The following is a 21,178-nucleotide window of genomic DNA, read 5'->3' as shown; positions in this document are numbered from 1 at the left end:
GGCGGTTGTCTTGACTCGGCGCCTCCTATACCATTTCGCTCCACTTTGAAAGAGGACGCAGCATGCGAACGCCGCTGATCGTCGGGAACTGGAAGATGAACGGTTCGGCTGCGCTGGTCGAAGAGTTCGGCCGTGTCTTTGCCGACGCCCGGCTCCCGACATCGCTCGACGTGGTCATTCTGCCGCCCTTTCCCTACCTGGACGCCGCGCGGCGCGCCTTCGACGGTACCGCGCTACGGTTGGGTGCCCAGACGCTGAATCCGCTCCATTCCGGTGCTCGCACCGGCGAGGTGAGTGGACGCATGCTCAAGGAGTTCGGTGTTGCCTATGCCCTGGTGGGGCACTCCGAGCGTCGTCAGCTCTACCGCGAAGACGACGAGGCCGTGCATGATCGGCTGCTGGCGGCACTGAGTGTCGGCATCACGCCGATCCTGTGCGTGGGTGAAACCCTCGAGGAGCGCGACGCGGGCAAGACCATGGAGGTGGTGTTGCGTCAGGTGGGCTACGTGATGGCCCGCCTGGAGCCCGACCAGCGCACGCGCGTCATCATCGCCTATGAGCCGGTGTGGGCCATCGGTACCGGGCGTACCGCGACGCCCAGGCAGGCGCAAGAGGTCATGGCCGGCATCCGGGAGTACCAGGCCGGCTTCGACCGAGAACTCGCGGCAGGCCTGCGCCTGCTGTATGGCGGCAGCATGAATGCCGACAACGCGGCTGAGCTGTTGGCTCAGCCCGACATCGACGGCGGCCTGGTGGGCGGCGCTTCGCTCAAGGTCGACGATTTTCTAGCCATTTGTCAGTCAGCAGGTTGAACCCATGCAAGTTGCCATTCTCATGACCCATGTGGCGATCGCCATCGCCTTGGTCGTCCTCATCCTGCTACAGCAGGGCAAGGGCGCCGAAGCCGGTGCCGCCTTCGGTGGCGGTGCTTCCCAGACCGTATTCGGCTCGCGCGGCACCGGCGGCTTCCTCTCGCGCACCACGGCGGTACTGGCGGCGGCTTTCTTCGCCACTTCGCTGACCCTGGCCTACTTTGCCAGCCAGGCCGGCCAGGCACCGGAAGCGGGCATTCCCGACTCGCGCCTGATCGAGCAGCAGCGCGGTCTGCCGACGCTTGACGATGATGCCCGTGATGTGGATAATACCGCGCCAGTGCTGGAGGAAAGCGACGACTGAGGTCGCGCTTCCGGCAGTCAAGCAAGCCGAAGTGGTGGAATTGGTAGACACGCTATCTTGAGGGGGTAGTGACCGTAAGGTCGTGCGGGTTCAAGTCCCGCCTTCGGCACCATCTGAAGTGCTGCGGTCTGATGTAGGATCGCGAGTCATCAGAAGCAGGATTGGCACCAGGAAGATTGCAGGCGGTAGTCCGGCTCATGTCACCTTGACTCAAGCCCATATCACGCCTACAATCGCCGACCTGGAATGTTGCGGGGTGGAGCAGTCTGGTAGCTCGTCGGGCTCATAACCCGAAGGTCATCGGTTCAAATCCGGTCCCCGCTACCATCTTACGGCGTGCGTCCGAACGGGATGCAAGATGCCGAAAGTGGTACTACAGGTTTCTTGTGAAAGGCCCCTTCCTGCGAAGGGGCTTTTTGTTAGCAGCTTACTGTCGGCATGGGTCGGCAGTGCTTATCCGGGCAATGCCAATCAGCCACCTAGCTTTCCTGTTCACTCCCGGCCAGGTGCCTGATGCAACGGCTGTAGGAGCTTTCTCTGTGGCACTCAAGGACGCTGCGCTGTATGCGCTGATCGAACCGGTGGTCACCGCCATGGGATTCGAGCTCTGGGGCATCGACTATCGTCCCCAGGGCAAGCACTCCCAACTGGTGATCTACATTGATCATGCCGACGGTGTGAGCGTGGATCACTGCGCCGACGTCAGTCGCCAGGTCAGTGCCGTGCTCGACGTGGAGGATCCCATTCCGGGTGAATATCGCCTGGAGGTGTCGTCACCGGGCATGGACCGTCCGCTCTTCACCCTCGACCAGTTCGCGCGCTTCGCTGGACACCAGGTGGCGCTGAAGTTGCGTGTGCCGTTCGATGGGCGACGCAAGTTTCAGGGATTGCTGGCTGGCATCGAAGAGGACGAGGTGTTGCTGCAGCTGGACGGCGAAGAGTACTGCTTTCCCATCGAAAGCATCGATCAGGCGCGGGTAGTCCCCCGGTTCGAAGACTGAGGTCGCCGGCCAAGGTTGCTGGCGCACAAGAACAGGTTTTCTGGCGAGGCATAGGCATGAGTAAAGAAATTCTGACGGTCGTGGATGCGATCTCCAACGAGAAGGGCGTTCCCCGCCAAGTGATCTTCGAGGCCGTCGAAGCGGCGCTGGCCAGCGCCTCACGCAAGCGCTTCGAAGGGCGCGAGGTCAGTGTACGCGTGCATATCGATCGCCAAACCGGCGACTACGAGACCTTCCGCCGCTGGGAAGTGGTGGAGGACGACGAGTTCGAGAACCCGGACGCCGAGATCAAGCAGTCCTTCGCCGAGCGCCGCGATCCACCGCTCACGCTGGGTGACGTGGTCGAGGAGCAGATCGAGAATGCTGCCTTCGGGCGCATCGCGGCCCAGACCGCCAAGCAGGTCATCGTGCAGAAGGTGCGCGAGGCCGAGCGCGCCGAGGTGGTGCGACAGTATGCCGAACGCGAAGGCGAGCTGGTTGCCGGCATCGTCAAGAAGACCACTCGCGACGGTTTGATCATCGACCTGGGCGACAACGCCGAGGCGTTCCTGCCGCGTAGCGAGATGATCCCCGGCGAGCGTTACCGCATGAACGACCGGGTGCGTGCGCTGCTGGTCAAGGTCGACGCCGAGGCGCGCGGCGCTCAGCTCATTCTTTCGCGTACCTGCCCCGAGCTGATCATCGAGCTTTTCAAGATCGAGGTGCCGGAGATTGCCGAGCAGCTCATCGAGATCAAGGGCGCGGCGCGTGATCCCGGCTCCCGGGCCAAGATTGCGGTCAAGACCAATGACCGTCGCATCGATCCGGTCGGCGCCTGCGTCGGTATGCGCGGTTCCCGCGTACAGGCGGTATCGAGCGAGCTGCAGAACGAGCGGGTCGACATCATCCTGTGGGATGACAACCCGGCCCAGCTCGTCATCAATGCCATGGCACCGGCGGACGTCGGCTCGATCCTGGTCGATGAGGATGCCCACGCCATGGACGTGGCGGTGGCCGAGGACAACCTGGCTCAGGCCATCGGCCGCAGCGGACAGAACGTGCGTCTGGCCTCCGAACTCACCGGCTGGCGAATCAACGTCATGACAGAGGGTGAAGCGGAAGACAAGCGCGAGCAGGAAATCGACAGCCTGGTCGAGCATTTCATTCAGCACCTGGAGATCGAGGACGACCTCGCCCGGTTGCTGGTGGAAGAGGGTTTCACCACGCTGGAGGAGATCGCCTACGTGCCCCTCGAGGAAATCCTCGAGATCGAGGAGCTTGACGAAGAGTTGGTAGAAGAACTGCGTGCACGTGCCAAGGATGAGCTGTTGACTCTCGCCATCGCCTCCGAGGAGGAGTTGGACGGCGCACAGCCGGCCGACGACCTGCTGGAGATGGATGGCATGGAGCGTCACCTGGCCTTCATCCTGGCGAGCCGGGGCATCGTCACCATGGAGGACCTCGCCGAGCAGTCCGTCGACGATCTGATGGACATCGAGGGCATGGACGAGGAGCGCGCTGCAGCACTGATCATGACTGCCCGTGCGCCCTGGTTCGAGAACGAACAGTAAACGGGTCACGGGCTGAGGAGGGTCGAGATGTCGGAAATGACCGTTAAGGATTTTGCAGCGAAGGTAGGGCGCGATGTGCCCCGCCTGCTGGAACAGATGAAAGAAGCCGGGCTCGAGCACAAGTCCGAAAGCGATGCCGTGTCCGAAGAGGACAAGCGCAAGCTGCTCGACTACCTGACCAAGAGCCATGGCGGCGGCGGTGCTGGCGCGCGCAATCGCATCACATTGACACGCAAGACCAAGAGCCGGATCAAGACCGGCGAGCGTGGCAAGACCATCGAAGTGCAGGTGCGCAAGAAGCGTACCTACGTCAAGCGTGCCGAAGAGGAAGAGGCGGCTGCGCCCGAGCCGGTGGAAGAGACCGGGCCGCGCCAGCTGGTGGGCGATATGGCCGATTCACTGGCCAAGCGTGAGGCGCAGGAGGCTCTGGAGGTCGAGCAGGCCAAGACGCGCGCCGCCGAGCAGGCCGCTCGTGAGGAGGCTGACAAGGCCGAGGCGTCCAAGCCCGCGGCTGAGCCCGAGATCTCAGTGCCCGCTCTGGAAAGCTCCGAGGAGCCGACCGGCGAACCCGAGCCGCCGGCGCCGCCCAAGGAAGGTCGCACCGACCGCCGTACTGCGCCGCCCAAGAAGGCTTCGGCCAAGAAAGGACGGCACGATCGCGACGAAGACGATCGCGGCGACCGCGAGGAGCGTCGCCGTGGCGGCGGCAAGAAGGTCAAGCGCGCCGAGCGCCGCGGTGGCCGCCGCGGTTCTAGCCAGGCCGGTGGCGGCAAGCACGGCTTTCAGAAGCCGACGCAGCCGATCGTGCGCGAAGTCTCGATCCCCGAGTCGATCAGCGTCGCCGAGCTTGCCGACAAGATGTCGATCAAGGCGAACGAGGTCATCAAGACCATGTTCACCATGGGCGCGGCGGTAACCATCAACCAGACCATCGATCAGGACACCGCGGCCATCGTGGTCGAGGAGATGGGCCACAAGCCCAAGCTGATCAAGGACGACGCCCTCGAGACTGAAATGCTCGAAGGCATCTCCTACGAGGGCGAGGAGATCACCCGCTCGCCGGTGGTCACGGTGATGGGCCACGTCGACCACGGCAAGACCTCGCTGCTCGACTATATCCGTAAGGCCAAGGTGGCCACCGGCGAAGCTGGCGGTATTACGCAGCACATCGGTGCCTACCACGTCGAGGACGAGCACGGCGGCGTGACCTTCCTCGATACCCCGGGTCACGCAGCGTTCACCGCCATGCGTGCCCGCGGCGCCAAGGCGACCGACGTGGTCATCCTGGTGGTGGCGGCCGACGACGGCGTCATGCCGCAGACCATCGAGGCGATCGAGCACTCCAAGGCGGCCGGGGTGCCCATGGTGGTGGCGGTCAACAAGATCGACAAGCCGGCGGCCGACCCTGATCGGGTCAAGAATGAGCTCTCCCAGCACGGTGTCATCTCCGAGGAGTGGGGTGGCGATACCCAGTTCGTCCACGTCTCGGCCAAGAGCGGTGAAGGTATCGAGGACCTGCTGGAAGCGATCCAGCTGGTGTCCGAGGTACTCGAGCTCAAGGCGGTACCGGAAGCGCCAGGCAAGGGCGTGGTGGTCGAGTCGCGTCTCGACAAGGGCCGCGGCCCGGTGGCCACGGTGCTGGTGCAGAATGGCACCCTGAAGCGAGGCGACATCGTGCTCGCCGGCCTGCACTACGGCCGTGTGCGTGCGCTGACCAACGAACTCGGCCAGCAGGTCGAAGAGGCGGGGCCCGCCATGCCGGTGGAGATCCAGGGGCTCGACGGTACCCCGGACGCCGGTGACGACTTCATGGTCGTGGCCGACGAGAAGAAGGCCCGCGAGGTCGCCAACTTCCGGCAGGGCAAGTACCGCGAAGTGCGCCTGGCGCGCCAGCAGAAGGCCAAGCTGGAGAACATGTTCAGCCAGATGGGCCAGGACGAGGTGGCCAAGGTCAACATCGTGCTCAAGGCCGACGTGCAGGGCTCGTTGGAAGCGATCAAGGGCGCCCTGGAAGAACTCTCCACCGACGAAGTTCAGGTGGCAGTGGTCTCCTCCGGCGTGGGCGGTATCACCGGTACCGACGCCAACCTGGCGCTGGCCTCCGAGGCCATCGTGGTCGGCTTCAACGTGCGTGCCGATGCCGCTGCCCGCGAGATCATCGAGCGCGAGGGGCTGGACCTGCGCTACTACAGCGTCATCTACCAGCTGATCGACGAGGTCAAGCAGGCCATGAGCGGCATGCTGGCACCGGAGTGGAAGGAAGAGATCGTCGGCGTGGCCGAGGTTCGCGACGTCTTCCGCGCACCCAAGATCGGTGCCGTGGCCGGCTGTATGGTGGTCGAGGGCACCGTCTTCCGTAACAAGAAGATCCGCGTGCTGCGCGACAACGTGGTCATCTACGAGGGCGAGCTCGAGTCGCTGCGCCGCTTCAAGGACGACGTCCAGGAAGTACGCAACGGCATGGAGTGCGGCATTGGCGTCAAGAACTACAATGACGTCCAGGTCGGTGACAAGATCGAGGTCTTCGACCAGGTCAAGGTCGAGCGGACGCTGTAATCGCAGCGGGAGTGGAGCATGCGCGAGTTCAAGCGTACCGACCGGGTCGGCGACCAGTTGCAGAAGGAGCTGGCGGTGCTGATCCAGCGCGAGGTCAAGGATCCGCGCCTGGGCATGGTCACCGTCAGCGGGGTCACGGTCAGCCGTGACCTCGGCTATGCCGACGTCTACGTGACCCTGCTGGGTGAGGACAGCCCCGAGCGCATCAAGGAGAACCTCAAGGTCCTGAAGCAGGCGGCAGGCTTCCTGCGCAGCCAGATCGCCCGGCGCATCAAGCTGCGTCACGTGCCGGAGCTGCGCTTCCACTACGATGAAAGCGTGGTGCGCGGTCAGCGGCTCTCTTCGCTGATCGACGAGGCGGTCGAAAGCGACCGTGCCCGTCATCCTGGCGAGGAAGGCGAGCCGGGTAGCGGCGACGAGGGAGAACGCGGCTGATGGCGCGGCGCCGTCGCGGCTTGCCGGTCAACGGCGTGCTGCTGCTCGACAAGCCCAAGGGTGCGTCGAGCAATCACGCCCTGCAGCGGGCCCGGCGCCTGCTGCAGGCGCAGAAGGCGGGCCACACCGGCACGCTGGACCCCATGGCGACCGGGCTGTTGCCGGTGTGCCTGGGCGAGGCGACCAAGTTCTCGGCCCATCTGCTCGAGGCCGACAAGGTTTACCGCACCCGAGTACAGCTCGGTGCGGTGACCGATACCGGTGACGCCGAGGGTGAAGTGATCGAGCGCTGCGAAGTGCCGCCACTCACGACCGAGGACATCGAGCAGGTGCTCGAGCGCTTTCGCGGCGAGATCGACCAGACGCCGCCGATGTATTCTGCGCTCAAGCATCAGGGGCGCAAGCTCTACGAGCTGGCCCGCGAGGGCAAGAGCGTCGAGCGTGCAGTACGGCGTGTGACGGTGTATGATGCTCGGCTGCTTGCCTTCGAGGGCGCTGCCTTCGAGCTGGAAGCTCGGGTGAGCAAGGGCACCTACATTCGTACCCTGGCCGAGGATATCGGCCGTGCACTCGGCTGCGGGGCGCACATTACCGCCCTGCGTCGGCTCGCCACCGGCCCCTTCGGCAGCGGGGGGATGCTGGCGCTGGAAGACCTCGAGGCACTGCCGGGCCAGAGTGAGCGCGAGGCTACGCTGCTGCCGGTCGACGTGCTGGTGGCGCACCTGCCGCGGCTCGACGTGAACGAGCCAGCCAGGCTGCGGCTCGTTCACGGCCAGGCGGCCAGCATCGACGGCATCGGCGTGAAGGTTGGTGAAACGGCAAGACTCTACTGCGACGAGACCTTCATCGGACTTGGCGTGGTGACCGGGCCACAGGAGGTGGCACCGAGACGGCTGCTGAACACGGCGGCCGGTTGAGGAAGCGCGACGACCTCGCTGCTTCCAAGGGAGAGACGCCCGAGACTGCAAATATGCGTGGTCTCACACATTCATGTTTCAGGCATATTGCTTACTGGAGAAACAGATGGCACTTACCGCTGAACAGAAGGCCGAAATCGTCAAGGAATACGGCCGTGGCGACAACGACACCGGTTCCCCCGAGGTTCAGGTGGCTCTGCTGAGCGCCAACATCGACGGCCTGCAGGATCACTTCAAGACCAACAAGCAGGATCACCACTCACGTCGTGGCCTGATCCGCATGGTCAACCAGCGCCGCAAGCTGCTGGACTACCTGAAGCGCAAGGATATCTCGCGCTATCAGTCGTTGATCCAGCGCCTCGGCCTGCGTCGCTAAGAGAAAAGGGTGTTGCGCGACGCAATGCCAACTTTTCCTGGCTAGACACCAAAACGGGTAGCCCCATGGGGCTGCCCGTTTTGCGCTTCAGGGGTCGAAAACGGTGGTATAGGTGGCTCTCACGCGCGTCAACACCTAAAATGGTCGCCGAGTCAAAAAACGACCCATACATGAGTAGAGACAAGTTGAAGGAAGTTGCCGTGAATCCGGTCAAGAAAACGTTTCAGTACGGTCGCAGCACCGTCACCCTGGAAACCGGGCGCATCGCTCGCCAGGCCACCGCTGCCGTCATGGTCACCATGGACGATACCGTGGTGCTGTGCACCGTGGTCGCCAAGAAAGACGTCAAGCCAGGCCAGGACTTCTTCCCCCTGGCGGTGTTCTATCAGGAGAAGACCTACGCGGTGGGCAAGATCCCAGGCGGCTTCTTCAAGCGTGAGGGGCGTCCCACCGAGAAGGAGACCCTCACCTCGCGGCTGATCGACCGCCCCATCCGTCCGCTGTTCCCCAAGGGCTTCATGAACGAGGTGCAGGTCATCTGCACGGTGCTCTCCACCGACCGCAACCATGACCCGGACATCGCGGCCATGCTTGGCACCTCCGCGGCGCTGTCGATCTCCGGCGTGCCGTTCAACGGCCCCATTGCTGCCGCCCGCGTCGGCTTCAACGAGGACAAGGGGTATTTCCTCAACCCCACCGTGGAAGAACTCACCGGCTCCGAGCTGGACATGGTCGTTGCCGGCACCGAGAAGGCCGTGCTGATGGTCGAGTCCGAAGCCGATGAGCTGCTCGAAGACGAGATGCTGGGTGCCGTGCTCTACGGCCACCAGGAGATGCAGGTCGCCATTACTGCCATCAACGAGCTCGTCGCCGAAGCCGGCAAGCCGAAGTGGGACTGGCAGCCGCCCGCGGAGAACACCGCGCTCAAGCAGGCCCTTGCCACGGCCTTCGAGGCCAAGATCGGCGAAGCCTACCGCATCACCGACAAGATGGCGCGGCAGGACGCGTTGGCCGCGCTCAAGGAGCAGGCGGTGGAGCAGCTGGCCGGTGAGGAAGAGGGCCAGTTCGATGCTGACGAGGTCAAGGGTGCCTTCGCCGGTCTCGAGAAGAAGGTGGTGCGCTCGCGCGTGATCAAGGGCGAGCCGCGCATCGACGGCCGCGACCAGAAGACCGTGCGCCCCTTGGCCATCGAAGTAGGCAGCCTGCCCAAGACCCACGGCTCGGCCATCTTCACCCGCGGCGAGACCCAGGCGATCGTCATCGCCACCCTGGGTACCCTGCGCGACGCCCAGCTGATCGAGTCGCTGGAAGGCGAGCGCAAGGACCGCTTCCTGCTGCACTACAACTTCCCTCCCTACAGTGTGGGCGAAGCTGGCTTCATGGGCGGGCCCAAGCGCCGCGAGATCGGCCACGGCCGCCTGGCGCGCCGTGGCGTGCAGGCGATGCTGCCCGACGAGGCGGATTTCCCCTACACCATCCGCGTGGTGTCCGAGATCACCGAGTCCAACGGCTCCAGCTCCATGGCTTCGGTGTGCGGCGCTTCGCTGGCGCTGATGGATGCCGGCGTGCCGATGAAGGCGCCGGTGGCGGGCATCGCCATGGGCCTGGTGAAGGACGACGACGGCTTTGCCGTGCTTACCGATATCCTCGGCGATGAGGACCATCTGGGCGACATGGATTTCAAGGTGGCCGGCAGCGCTGCCGGTGTCACCGCCCTGCAGATGGACATCAAGATCGAGGGTATCAACGAGGAGATCATGGAGATCGCCCTGCAGCAGGCCCATGAGGCCCGCCAGCATATCCTCGAGCAGATGAACGCTGTGATCGGCCAGAGCCGCTCCGAGGTCTCCGAGAACGCGCCCTCCATGGCCACCATCAAGATCGATCCGGAGAAGATCCGCGACGTCATCGGCAAGGGCGGCGCCACCATCCGCAAGATCTGCGAGGATACCGGCGCCTCCATCGATCTGGACGACGATGGCACCGTACGCATCTACGCCGAGGACAAGGCGGCGGCCAAGAAGGCCATCGACATCGTGCTGTCGATCACCGCCGAGGCCGAGATCGGCAAGCTCTACCGCGGCAAGGTGGTACGCATCGCCGACTTCGGCGCCTTCGTCAACATCATGCCGGGTACCGACGGCCTGGTGCACATCTCGCAGATCGTGCCCGAGCGGGTCAACGACGTGCGCGATTTCCTCAACGAGGGTGACGAGGTGGTGGTCAAGGTGCTCGACATCGACAACCGCAACCGCGTGAAGCTCACCATCAAGGAGATCACGCCGGAAGAGAAGGCCGCCTTCGAATCCGAGCAGGCCGAGACCGCGCTGTAAGCGTCACTCGAAGCAGAAAAGCGAACCGCCCCCATGGCCAAGCCATGGGGGCGGTTTTTTTGATTGCCGTCACGCTAGCGCAGCGACTTTACCTTTCAATCGCCAGGGCAACGCCTTGGCCGCCGCCGATGCAGAGGGTGGCCAGGCCCTTCTTGGCATCGCGGGCGATCATCTCGTGCAGCAGGGAGACCAGCACGCGGCAGCCGGAGGCGCCGATCGGGTGGCCCAGGGCAATGGCACCGCCGTTGACGTTGACCTTGGAGACATCCCAGCCGAGTTCCTTGTTGACCGAGAGCGCCTGGGCGGCGAAGGCCTCGTTGGCCTCGACCAGGTCGAGATCGTCCAGGCTCCAGCCGGCCTTCTCCAGGCAGCGGCGGGTGGCCGGTGCGGGCCCGATACCCATGATCGCCGGATCGACGCCAGCATTGCTGTAGGCGGCGATGCGCGCCAGCGGCTCGAGGCCGAGCTCCTTGGCCTTCTCGGCGGAGCAGAGCATTACCACGGCGGCGCCGTCGTTTAGCGAGGAGGCGTTGCCGGCGGTGACGGTGCCATCCTTCTTGAAGGCGGGCTTCATGCCGGCAAGTCTGTCGGCGGTCACTTCGCGGGGGTTCTCGTCGGTGTCGAAGACCACCGGGTCCCCCTTGCGCTGGGGAATCTCCACGGGGACGATCTGGCCCTTGAAGCGCCCTTCCTTGATGGCGGCGGCGGCCTTCTGCTGGGAGGCGGCGGCGAATTCGTCCATGGCTTCGCGAGTGATGCCGTACTTCTCGGCAAGGTTCTCGGCGGTAATGCCCATGTGGAAGTCGTTGAAGGCGTCCCACAGGCCGTCGTGAACCATGGTGTCGATGGCCTTCCAGTCGCCCATGCGCTGGCCGTTACGCGAATTGGGCAGCACATGGGGCGAGGCGGACATGTTTTCCTGGCCGCCGGCGAGGATCAGTTCGGCGTCGCCGCAGCGGATCGCCTGGGTCGCCAGGTGCAGGGCCTTGAGGCCGGAGCCGCACACCTTGTTGATGGTCATGGCGGGTACGGCCGCGGGCAAGCCGGCCTTGATGGCGGCCTGCCGCGCCGGGTTCTGGCCCACGCCAGCGGTGAGCACCTGGCCGAGCAGCACCTCATCGACCTGGTCGGGGGCCACGCCGGTTGAGGCCAGAATGTCCTTGATAACCAGCGCACCAAGGTCGCTGGCAGGAATGCCGGCAAGCGACCCCCCGAAGGCGCCGATGGCGGTACGGCGAGCAGCAACGATCACCACATCTTGCATTGGAATTCTCCTGAGTCGTTCACGGACGCTGAGGGACCAGCATAGGCGACTATTGTGCGCTGCGGCAATGCCTCGTCGGGAGATGGCCCCTCATACGTGTCGCCAACCGTGCCGCCGAGCCGTCAGGCGAACTGGACGGGAATGGCGTTGCTGGTATGGCTGACGACGTTGCCTTCCTGCAGATAGACGAGGCTCGGCTGATGATTTTCCAGTTCGGCCTCGCTGTAATGAGCATAGCTGCAAATGATCACGCGGTCGCCGGGGCCGGCCAGGTGAGCGGCTGCGCCGTTGATCGAGATGACCCGGGAGCCCTCTTCGGCGCGAATGGCATAAGTGGTGAAGCGTTGGCCGTTGGCGACGTTGTAGATCTGGATCTGCTCGTTCTCGCGGATGCCGGACATGTCCAGCAGCTCGCCGTCGATGGCGCAGGAGCCTTCGTAGTTGAGCACGGCGTGGGTGACGCGGGCCATGTGTAGCTTGGCCTTGAGCATGACGGTGAACATGCGGGCTTTTTCCTCCGGGTACGTACGAGTGCCGCCTCAGCGCGGCAGGGTAAGGGTCTGGTTGTCGATCAGGCGGGTCGTGCCCAGGCGGGCGGCGACCAGCAGCACGGCCTCGCGGGTAGTGGCGGTAATCGGTCCCAGGTCGGCGGCTCGCAGCTCCAGATAGTCGGGTCCGAAACCGGCCTCGCGCAGCCGAGCCAGGCCGGCTTCCAGGGTGGGTTCGATCGGTTCGCCGGCCTCGAGTGCGTCGCGCAGACTGGCAAGGGTGCGCTGAAGCTCGGGTGCCGTGGCGCGCTCGCCAGCATCGAGGTAGCCGTTGCGCGACGAGAGCGCCAGGCCATCTTCGGCACGCACGATGGGAACGCCGACGATCTCGATGGGGAAATGCAGATCTTTGACCAGTTTGCGGATCACCGCCAGCTGCTGATAATCCTTCTCTCCGAAGCAGGCCACGTCGGGCTGCACCAGGTTGAACAGGATGCTGACCACGGTGGAGACACCATCGAAATGGCCGGGCCGTGAGCCGCCGCACAGCCCCTCGCTGACGGCGGGAACGCAGACGCGAGTCTGATCGTTCAGGCCGCGGGGGTAGAGGGTGGCGACGGTAGGCGTGAACAGCAGGTCGCAGCCGGCGGCCTCGAGCTTCGCCTGGTCGTCGGCCAGGGTGCGCGGATAGGCATCGAGATCCTCGCCCGCGCCGAACTGCAGCGGATTGACGAAAACGGTGGCCACCACCACATCGGCATGCTGGCGGGCAGTCTCCACCAGGGAGAGGTGACCGGCGTGCAGGTTGCCCATGGTCGGCACCAGTCCGATGCGCTGCGCACGACGGCGGTATTCGTCGAGTGTTTCACGCAGCGCAGGAATGTCTTGCAGGGTACGCATCAGTGGCCTCCAGGATGGAGCGAACGGAACTAGAAGCTGTGTTCCTCAGCCGGGAAGCGACGCGCCTTGACGTCTTCATGATAACGGAGGAACGCCCCGGCGATGTCGTCGGCCTCGGTCATGAAGTTCTTGACGAAGCGCGGCGTGCGACCGTGGGTGACGCCGAGCACGTCGTGCATGACGAGAATCTGGCCGTCGGTGTCGGGGCCGGCGCCGATGCCGATTACCGGCACGTCGAGGGCCTCGGTAATGGCCTTGCCCAGGCTTGCAGGCACGCATTCCAGCAGAATGACCGAGGCCCCGGCGTCGACCAGGGTGCGAGCATCCTCGAGGATCTGGGCGGCGCGCTCGGCGTCGCGGCCCTGGACCTTGTAGCCGCCGAGTTGGTAGACGGTCTGCGGTGTCAGGCCCAGGTGGGCGCACACCGGCACGCCGCGGCGGGTCAGTTCACGAATGCCGTCGGCCATCCACGCCTCGCCCTCGACCTTTACCAGCTCGGCACCGGCGCGCATCAGCTCGCCGGCATCGTTCAGCAGGCGCTCGGTGCTGGCATTGCTCATGAACGGCAGGTCCGCCATCAACAGGCTCGCGCCCTTGGCACTTGCCACACAGCGGGTGTGGTAGCAGATATCGTCGAGGGTCACCGGCAGAGTGCTGGCATGACCCTGCAGCACCATGCCGAGAGAATCGCCGACCAGCAGCACCTCGATGCCCGCATCGGCGGCAGTGCGCGCGAAGGAGGCGTCGTAGGCGGTCAGGCAGCTGAAGGTTTCACCTGCGCGCTTGTAGGCCTGCAGCGTGCTTAGCGTGACGGTTTTCATGGCGTGCTCTCGTTATGTTTCGGGGCGCCTGGCTGGGAGCGGTGGTGCCAAGGCTGCGCTTGATTGTTACCAGAATGCGGCGGTCGTGTCGACCGGTAACACCTTGCCCCTCAGTTCGCGTTGTCAGGTAACACTTCGACTTCGCCGGTCGTGGCAAGCGTTCCCGTCAGGTCCACGATACGACGCCCGTCAGGTAGCTGCAGCTGCGGCGCCAGCTCGGCGAGCGGCAGCAGAACGAAGGCTCGGGACGCCATCTCGCGATGGGGTACCTGCAGCCGTGGCAGCGTCAGGGTCTCGTTTCCGTACAGTAGCAGGTCGAGATCGAGGGTGCGGGGTCCCCAGTGGCGCTGGCGGACCCGCCGGTGGCGCTGTTCCAGGGCCTGCAATTGGTCGAGCAGGGCCAGTGGTGAGAGCCGCGTGCGCAGGTGGGCGACGGCATTGATGAAATCCGGCTGGTCCTGAGGGCCGACCGGGCGGCTGGCATACAGCCGCGATGCAGCCAGGCACCGGGTCAGCGGTAGGGAGTCGAGTTCATCTAGCGCGCGGCGGACCTGATCGGCGGGGTCGTCGAGATTGCTGCCGAGCCCGACATACGCGTCGACGAGAGGTGTCATGAGGGGGTGGGAGGGCCACGCCGCCGACGTTTGCGGGGGCGTCGGCGGCGGTCGTTGCCGCCGGGGCCGGCGTCGGCGCCGGCTTTTTCCAGCAGGCGCCGCTGTTCATGTTCGTCGCCCTCCTGGTAGGCCGTCCACCAGTCGCCGAGACCGGGCTTGATCTCGCCGGCGGCCTCGCGTAGCAGCAGGAAGTCGTAGGCGGCACGAAAGCGTGGGTGCTCACGGGTCTGCAGGGCGCGCTTGCCGCGCCGCTGGGGCAGGCGTTGCTGCAGGTCCCAGATGTCGCGCATCGGCATGCTGAAGCGTTTGGGAATCGAGATGTGCTTCAGCTGGCGCGACAGGACCTGCTGAGAGGCAAGCTGCAGCGCCGGGATGGGCGGCATGCCATCGGCTTCCAGAGCGGCCTGGCGGCGCTGTACGGGGCTCCATAGCAGGGCGGCGAAGAGGAAGGCCGGGGTCACCGGCTTTTCTTCGTGGATTCGCCTGTCGGTGCTGGCCAGGGCCTGCTCGATGAGCGGCTCCGCCCAGGCCAATTCGGCCATCGCCTCGTCGGTCTCGGGGAACAGCATGGCGAACAGGCCGTAATGGCGCAGCAGGCGGAAGGTTTCCACGCCGTGGCCGGCCATGAACAGCTTGAGCATTTCGTCGAACAGACGGGCCGGAGGGATCTGCAGCAGCAGTGGTGCCAGCTCCCTGATCGGGGCTTCCGAGTCTGGCGCAATATGGAAATCGAGCTTGGCTGCGAAGCGTACCGCGCGCAGCATGCGTACCGGGTCCTCGCGGTAGCGCACGGCAGGGTCGCCGATCAGGCGCAGTGTGCGCGACTCGATATCGTGCATGCCATCGGCAAAGTCGTGGATGGAGAAATCCGCGATGCTGTAGTAGATGGCGTTGACGGTGAAGTCGCGGCGAATGGCATCTTCCTGGATGCTGCCCCAGACGTTATCGCGCAGCAGCAGGCCATGCTCCGACTGCTGGGCGATATGGTCGCCATGATCGTCATTATGGGTGCCACGGAAGGTCGTGACCTCTATGACTTCACGACCAAAGCGCACATGCACGATGCGGAAACGCCGGCCGATGATACGCGAGTTGCGAAACAGTTCTCGTACCTGTTCCGGGGTGGCGTCGGTCGCGACATCGAAATCCTTGGGCATCTTGCCGAGCAGGGAGTCGCGGATACAGCCTCCCACCAGGTACGCCTCGAATCCGGCGTTGTGCAGGCGATAGAGTACCTTCAGGGCCGCCTCGCTGAAGTGCTGACGCGAAACGGGATGCTGGTCACGGGAGATGATTCGAGGGCCTGCCTGCCCCCCGGAGGCATCCTGGGGGCCGAAAAGTGTCCTGAGATGTGTGCCAGGGCTCTGCAGAAAGCGGGTAAATCCTTTGAACATGCGGCGATTTCGACTCGCAGTGTGCGAAAGTTGTAGAGTGTAGCCGACCGCCGACACCTTGCAAAGCGGCGGGTGGATTCAGTGCAATGCCGTGGCAGGAGAGCGCATAGCAAAAGAGGAGGCCGTTGGGCCTCCTCTGACAAGCTAAACGGTGCTGCGTCCTTGCGGCTGTTTCTTCTTCGTGATGGCGCATCGCCTTGAATACGCACCACAGTCACCAAGAATCACAGGTAAACAATGTTGTTGTGATTGTTGACGTTCCTGGTTGCGACCGCCTCGTATTCAAAACAATAATCCAACCACGACGGCATAGTAGGTATGCCTGCCTTCGGCTTGTTGATGTTGTTGCCGAAGGTGCGCTTTTGCGGCCGTTGTTCTTGTTGTGGGCCGGGGTTGGCGCATCGCGTCCTGATGGATCCGGTGCTTCGCTCAGGTCTTGTTGTTGTTGGGCGAAAAAGCGAAGGGCGGCTCTTCCCGGGGCGTCTTGTTGTTGTTGCCCCTGACCGCATCCTCTTCACAGCCTGCCATTGTTATTGTTGGCGCAGGCCCCGCCTTCCCTGATGCCTTGTTATTGTTGTTGGCTCGGGTGACGGCCGGATGTTGTTTTTCTTGCACTGAATGTTGCACGGCACATGCCAAGGTGGTTTTTACGCCTTATAGAACAAGGCCTTATAAATAACCCTCTGGCGACTCTCTGTTCGGTGCAGCAGATGTGTTACCCCCGTTGCGCCATGCCGGGGCAAATTCTGGGTGGGAAGGTAACACCTGGTGCAATCGTGTCCGCCTGGGTACGAAAAAGCGCCTTCGGCGAGCCGGCCGAGGCGCTTGAACGTTAGTCGTAGAAGGGATGTTTCGCTCGTTAGGCGCTACTGCGGCGGGCCTGCTTCTTGCGTGGAATGCCCAGGCGCTGGCGCCGTTCCCACAGGCACTTGCGGCTGATCCCCAGTTTCTGGGCGAGCTCGGTCTCGCTCATATGGTCCTGATGCTCCAACACGAAGTGCTGAAAGTAGTCTTCCAGCGAAAGATCCTCGATGTCCTCTTCCTCCTCCAGCGGCTGGCCGGTGGGTAGTGGTCTGGTCTCGATAACGTTGCGAGGCTGAGGTGTCGGGCTCGGGTTCAGGCCCAGGTCGTCGGGATGGATCAGGTGGCCTTCGGCCAGGATCACGCCACGCTCGAGGGCATTTTCCAGCTCCCGTACGTTGCCGGGCCAGGGGTAATCGCGGATCACACGGTGCGCGGCCCGTGACAGGCGCAAACCGTCACGGCGGTGGCGCCGGCAGGCTTTCTCCAGCAGTACTTCGGCGATCAGCAGGATATCGTCCTCGCGCTCGCGCAGCGGTGGCAGGTCGATTTGCATCACATTGAGCCGGTAATAGAGATCGAGGCGGAATTCGCCGGTCTTGGACAAGGCACGCAGGTCGCGGTGGGTCGCGGCGATCAGGCGCACGTCGACGTGGCGGGTCTCCACCGAGCCGATGCGGCGGATCTCGCCCTCCTGCAGCACGCGTAGCAGGCGTGCCTGGGCGTCCAGCGGCAGCTCACCGATCTCGTCGAGAAACAGGGTGCCGCCGTCGGCGGCTTCCACCAGGCCGGTACGGGCGGCGCTGGCGCCGGTGAAGGCCCCCTTCTCATGGCCGAACAGCTCCGACTCGATCAAGGTCTCGGGAATGGCGGCGCAGTTGACGCAGATGAGCGGCGCGTGGATGCGCTGGCTCTGCTGGTGGATGGCGCGCGCTACCAACTCCTTGCCGGTGCCCGACTCACCCTGGATCAGCACGGTGACGTCGGCCGGGGCGGTCTTGCGAATGCGCGTGTAGACCGCCTGCATGGCCGGGCATTCGCCGATCATCTGCTGGCGCGAACCGCCGGCATCGGTAATGTCGGGGGGCGGGGCACGATGCGACGACTGCTGGTGAAGCACGCGGGCGACGGTTTCCAGCAGTTCGTCGTGGTCGAAGGGCTTGGCCACGTAGTCCACCGCGCCCTGTTTCAGGGATTCCACCGCCGAGCGCATGCTGGCATAGCTGGTCATGATCAATACCGGCACCGGTGCCGCGTGCTCGATCAGGTCGGTGCCGGGCTCGCCGGGCAGGCGCAGGTCGCTGATCACCAGGTCGAAGCCGCGGGGCTCCAGGGCCAGCGCCTCATCCACGCAGCCGGCTTCACTGACCTCATAGTCGTGGCGCTCCAGCAGCCTGCGCAATGCGGTGCGGATGATGGCTTCGTCTTCAACGATCAGAATCCGGCTCATCGGTATATTCACCATCCTCTCGTTCGGTGGGCAGCCACAGGCAGATGCGGGTGCCGCGTTCCTGCCCTGGGGGCGGTGATTCGATCTCGATCCTGCCATGATGCTCGGCAATGATGCTGTAGACCAGCGGCAGGCCGAGCCCCGTGCCTTCACCAGGCGGCTTGGTGGTGGTGAAGGGCTCGAAGAGGTGCTCGCGAACCCGGTCGTCGAGCCCATGCCCCTCGTCGGTGACGGTGACCTTCAGCATCTCGCCTTCCGGCTCGGCGTCGATGATCACCTCTCCGCCCGGTTCGCTGGCGTCGCGCGCATTGCTCAGCAGGTTGATCATCACCTGTTGCAGCCGCTGGGTGTCGCCGAGCACCGTCAACTCGGCAGGGCAACGGTTGTGGTAATGAACATCCTCGCCCGAGCGTGCCAACTGGATCAAGTGCAGGGCCTCGTCGGCGATCTCGGCAATCGGAACTCGCGCCAGGGTGGTGCCCTTGACGTGCCGACCGCCATGGGCGAAGCCGACCAGCGAGCTGACAATGCGCGAGATGCGGTCGGTCAACTGCTGGATCTGGCGGGCGGTCTCAAGCACCTCTGGGTCATCGGTGTCGTAGCGCAGGTTCTGGGCCAGCGAGGAGATACCGGTTACCGGGTTGCCGATCTCATGGGCCACGCCGGCGGCCAGCTGGCCGATAGAAGCCAGCCGTGCGGCATGTACCAGCTCGTCCTCGAGCCATTTCATCTCGCTGTGATCCTCGATCAGGATCACGGTGCCACCGCGCACGTCGTCGTCAGCCTGCAGCTCGGCGCGATGGAACGTCAGGTAGCGAGTGCTGCCCTTGAGGTCGACCGGTTGCTTGTAGAGATGATCGTTGGGCTCGACCAGGGCGCGGCCCAGCAGCTCGGCCCAGGGGGCCGGCAAGCCGTCGCGGCGTGCGCCCACGACGCCTCCCCCATCGATGCCGGAGAGCTCCGCCAGGGCGTCGTTCCACATCAACAGTTCGTCGTCGACGCCGAAGGCGCACAGCCCCACCGGCAGCCGGGCGAGAATGCGTCGATGGTAGCGACGCAGGCCGTCGAGCTCGCGGGCGAGCCCGGTCAGTCGCGAGCGGTAGGCTTCGAGCCGGCTCTCGACGAAGTGAATGTCGTCGGTGGGTTCCTGGCCGCTACGCCGGTAGGGCAGGTAGCGGTCGACGATGTCCTGGGCCACCGAGGGGCCCATCAGCCCGGAAAGGTTGGCCTGTATGCGATCGCGCAGCCGGCGCAGGGCATAGGGACGCCCGTCGAGCGGCGACATGCCGAGGTCGGTGAGCGCACGCTCCACTTCGCGCTGGGCAACCTCCTCGCCCAGCGCTTGGGCCAACGGTTGCTTGAACTCTTCGCCGGTGGTGGCGATCAACGGCAGCCGTTTGGGCCTTATCACAGCATCCACCGAGCACGCCTCGGCGGCGGCGCGCTCGCCCTCGGAGGTGGGCGTGGCCAGCGAGATGATGATGAAGACGAGCACATTGAGCGCCAGTGACACCAGGGTCACCACGTACCAGTTGGGTTCGCCGGCGAGAAGCTCCATGCCAGGCGGTATCAGGATCAGGGTGGGCAATCCCGTGAGCAGTGGCAGCCACAGTCCGGCGAGCCAGACCAGGACGCCCACGACCAGGCCCGAGACCATGCCCTTGCGGTTGGCCCCCGGCCAGTAGAGCAGCGCCAGCAGACCGGGAAGGCACTGGGCCATGCCGACGAAGGCTGCCAGCCCCAGGGTGGTCAGGTCATGGTGGACGCCCACCGTGCGATAGAACAGCCAACCGCCGAGTATCACCGTGGCCATCAGCGCGCGACGCAACCAGCGCAGCCAACGGTAGAGGTTGGGCTGGGCCTCGGGCGGGTGGGCGACCAGCAGCACATGGTTGAGGATCATGCCCGACAGCGCCATGGCGATGATCACCATGGTGCCGCTGGTTGCCGCCAGACCGGCGAGGAAGGCCAGCGCCTGGACCCAGAACGACTCGGACAGGCCGAAGGCCAGGTAGGCGGCGCCGATCACTTCATGGCTACCCAGTCGTTGCCCTGCCCACAGGATCAGTGGCACCGGGATCGCCATCAGCAGCAGGAACAGTGGCAGCGACCAGCTGGCCTGCAGCAGGGTATGTCGCGACAGGGTCTCGGCAAAGGTGATGTGGAAAATGTGTGGCATCAGCAGCGCCGTAGCGAAGAACAGCAACAGCAGCGTACGCCAGTGTGCAGCGTCCGGCTGCACCACGCTGGCCTGGTAGGCCTGACCTGGCCCATCCAGCCAGGTTTGCAGGTCGGCAGGACCGTCGAAGACGACGAACAGGGCGAAGGCGCCCAGTGCCAGCATGGCGACGAGCTTGGCCACTGAAGTCAGCGCAATCACGGCCAGCAGGGTGTCGTGTCGGGCGGTTCCCTTGCCGTGTCGTGTGCCGAAGGTCATCGCGAACAGCGCGATCAGCGTGCACAGAGCCAGGGCGGGTAGGGCCGGAGAGGCGACACCAGTCATCAGGTGGATGGCGTCGCCCAGGGTCTGGACCTGCAGTGCCAGCAGCGGCAGCACCGCCAGCAGACTGATCACGGTGATCAGGGTGCCGACCCAGCGCGAGCGGAAGCGGAAGGCGAACAGGTCGGCCAGCGAGGCGAGCTGGTGGGTTCGAGCCATGCGCTGGATCGGTACCAGCAGTACCGGCGCCAACAGGAAGGCACCCGCTGCGCCCAGATAGTAAGCGAGATAGCCATAGCCCGAGCTGGCAGCCAGCTCCAGGCTGCCATAGATCGCCCAGGCACTGGCATAGACGCCGAGCGCCAGGGTATAGACAGCAGGATGACGCGTTACCCTGCGGCTGAGCCAGCCCCGCTCCACCGCCAGGGCGCAAAGAAACATCAGCAGCAGGTAGCCGGTGCCCAGGAGGAAGACGCTGGCGAGGCTAGCGTTCATCGAGTTTCCTCTTCTGCTCGAGCCACAGCGTCAAGGCAATCAGCACGCCCCAGATGGCGAAGGGGCGGTACCAGGCGACGCCTGGGCTCGACCAGCCGCTCATCAGCAGCGGCGACAGCAGGTAGCCGCCAAAGACCAGGAACAGCATGATGCGATAGACGTACATT

Annotated in this window: 18 protein-coding genes and 2 tRNA genes; 11 read left to right on the top strand and 9 right to left on the bottom strand. The window is 64.6% G+C overall.

Features of this window, described 5'->3' with window-relative positions; genetic code table 11:
* Window positions 1-62 precede the first annotated feature (62 nt).
* The 11 genes from tpiA to pnp all read left to right on the top strand — a co-directional run bounded on the left by tpiA (window position 63) and on the right by pnp (window position 10,344).
* The gene (gene tpiA, locus ACUY1T_RS19805) at window positions 63-812 is read left to right on the top strand and encodes a triose-phosphate isomerase (RefSeq protein WP_446025284.1); all 750 of its coding nucleotides are present in this window, start codon (window positions 63-65) and stop codon (window positions 810-812) included.
* Window positions 813-816: 4 nt separating this feature from the next.
* A complete protein-coding gene (gene secG / locus ACUY1T_RS19800) occupies window positions 817-1,176 on the top strand; it encodes a preprotein translocase subunit SecG (RefSeq protein WP_446025283.1) in 360 nt (119 codons plus the stop codon).
* Window positions 1,177-1,201: 25 nt separating this feature from the next.
* Window positions 1,202-1,288 (top strand) — tRNA-Leu (locus ACUY1T_RS19795).
* Between the two features lie 138 nt (window positions 1,289-1,426).
* Window positions 1,427-1,503 (top strand) — tRNA-Met (locus ACUY1T_RS19790).
* Window positions 1,504-1,715: 212 nt separating this feature from the next.
* A complete protein-coding gene (gene rimP, locus ACUY1T_RS19785; protein ID WP_446025282.1) occupies window positions 1,716-2,177 on the top strand; it encodes a ribosome maturation factor RimP in 462 nt (153 codons plus the stop codon).
* A 56-nt stretch (window positions 2,178-2,233) separates the two neighbouring features.
* A complete protein-coding gene (nusA, locus tag ACUY1T_RS19780) occupies window positions 2,234-3,727 on the top strand; it encodes a transcription termination factor NusA (protein ID WP_446025281.1) in 1,494 nt (497 codons plus the stop codon).
* A gap of 27 nt (window positions 3,728-3,754) precedes the next feature.
* On the top strand, window positions 3,755-6,283 hold the full coding sequence (gene infB / locus ACUY1T_RS19775; RefSeq protein WP_446025280.1) for a translation initiation factor IF-2: 2,529 nt from the start codon (window positions 3,755-3,757) through the stop codon (window positions 6,281-6,283).
* An 18-nt stretch (window positions 6,284-6,301) separates the two neighbouring features.
* Complete coding sequence (gene rbfA, locus ACUY1T_RS19770; RefSeq protein ID WP_446025279.1) at window positions 6,302-6,718, top strand: 30S ribosome-binding factor RbfA; 417 nt, start codon at window positions 6,302-6,304, stop codon at window positions 6,716-6,718.
* Window positions 6,718-7,635, top strand: coding sequence for a tRNA pseudouridine(55) synthase TruB (gene truB / locus ACUY1T_RS19765; protein WP_446025278.1), 918 nt, complete (start codon window positions 6,718-6,720; stop codon window positions 7,633-7,635). The genes rbfA and truB overlap by 1 nt, the downstream gene beginning before the upstream one ends.
* A gap of 106 nt (window positions 7,636-7,741) precedes the next feature.
* Entirely contained in the window at window positions 7,742-8,011 is a 270-nt protein-coding gene (rpsO, locus tag ACUY1T_RS19760) for a 30S ribosomal protein S15 (RefSeq protein ID WP_446025277.1), read from the top strand.
* A gap of 200 nt (window positions 8,012-8,211) precedes the next feature.
* A complete protein-coding gene (gene pnp, locus ACUY1T_RS19755) occupies window positions 8,212-10,344 on the top strand; it encodes a polyribonucleotide nucleotidyltransferase (RefSeq protein ID WP_446025330.1) in 2,133 nt (710 codons plus the stop codon).
* A gap of 88 nt (window positions 10,345-10,432) precedes the next feature.
* On the opposite strand, the gene ACUY1T_RS19750 is transcribed toward pnp, so the two are convergent.
* The 9 genes from ACUY1T_RS19750 to ACUY1T_RS19710 all read right to left on the bottom strand — a co-directional run bounded on the left by ACUY1T_RS19750 (window position 10,433) and on the right by ACUY1T_RS19710 (window position 21,177).
* Entirely contained in the window at window positions 10,433-11,608 is a 1,176-nt protein-coding gene (locus ACUY1T_RS19750) for an acetyl-CoA C-acetyltransferase (RefSeq protein ID WP_446025276.1), read from the bottom strand.
* 122 nt (window positions 11,609-11,730) lie between these two features.
* On the bottom strand, window positions 11,731-12,111 hold the full coding sequence (gene panD, locus ACUY1T_RS19745; RefSeq protein WP_446025275.1) for an aspartate 1-decarboxylase: 381 nt from the start codon (window positions 12,109-12,111) through the stop codon (window positions 11,731-11,733).
* A gap of 36 nt (window positions 12,112-12,147) precedes the next feature.
* Complete coding sequence (panC, locus tag ACUY1T_RS19740) at window positions 12,148-12,996, bottom strand: pantoate--beta-alanine ligase (RefSeq protein WP_446025274.1); 849 nt, start codon at window positions 12,994-12,996, stop codon at window positions 12,148-12,150.
* 29 nt (window positions 12,997-13,025) lie between these two features.
* Entirely contained in the window at window positions 13,026-13,817 is a 792-nt protein-coding gene (gene panB, locus ACUY1T_RS19735; protein ID WP_446025273.1) for a 3-methyl-2-oxobutanoate hydroxymethyltransferase, read from the bottom strand.
* Window positions 13,818-13,927: 110 nt separating this feature from the next.
* Complete coding sequence (gene folK, locus ACUY1T_RS19730; RefSeq protein WP_446025271.1) at window positions 13,928-14,431, bottom strand: 2-amino-4-hydroxy-6-hydroxymethyldihydropteridine diphosphokinase; 504 nt, start codon at window positions 14,429-14,431, stop codon at window positions 13,928-13,930.
* Complete coding sequence (pcnB, locus tag ACUY1T_RS19725) at window positions 14,428-15,825, bottom strand: polynucleotide adenylyltransferase PcnB (protein ID WP_446025270.1); 1,398 nt, start codon at window positions 15,823-15,825, stop codon at window positions 14,428-14,430. Before pcnB ends, folK begins: the two co-directional genes overlap by 4 nt.
* An 859-nt stretch (window positions 15,826-16,684) precedes the next feature.
* Window positions 16,685-18,076 carry a sigma-54-dependent transcriptional regulator gene (locus tag ACUY1T_RS19720; RefSeq protein WP_446025269.1) on the bottom strand — a complete coding sequence of 464 codons (1,392 nt, stop codon included), beginning with the start codon at window positions 18,074-18,076 and terminating at the stop codon, window positions 16,685-16,687.
* Window positions 18,054-21,011, bottom strand: coding sequence for an ATP-binding protein (locus ACUY1T_RS19715; protein WP_446025268.1), 2,958 nt, complete (start codon window positions 21,009-21,011; stop codon window positions 18,054-18,056). The genes ACUY1T_RS19720 and ACUY1T_RS19715 overlap by 23 nt, the downstream gene beginning before the upstream one ends.
* Entirely contained in the window at window positions 21,001-21,177 is a 177-nt protein-coding gene (locus tag ACUY1T_RS19710; protein WP_197448823.1) for a hypothetical protein, read from the bottom strand. Before ACUY1T_RS19710 ends, ACUY1T_RS19715 begins: the two co-directional genes overlap by 11 nt.
* Window position 21,178: the final 1 nt, after the last annotated feature.

The sequence above is a fragment of the Billgrantia sp. Q4P2 genome (genome assembly GCF_052806135.1).
This window is presented reverse-complemented; position numbering and strand designations above follow the sequence as displayed.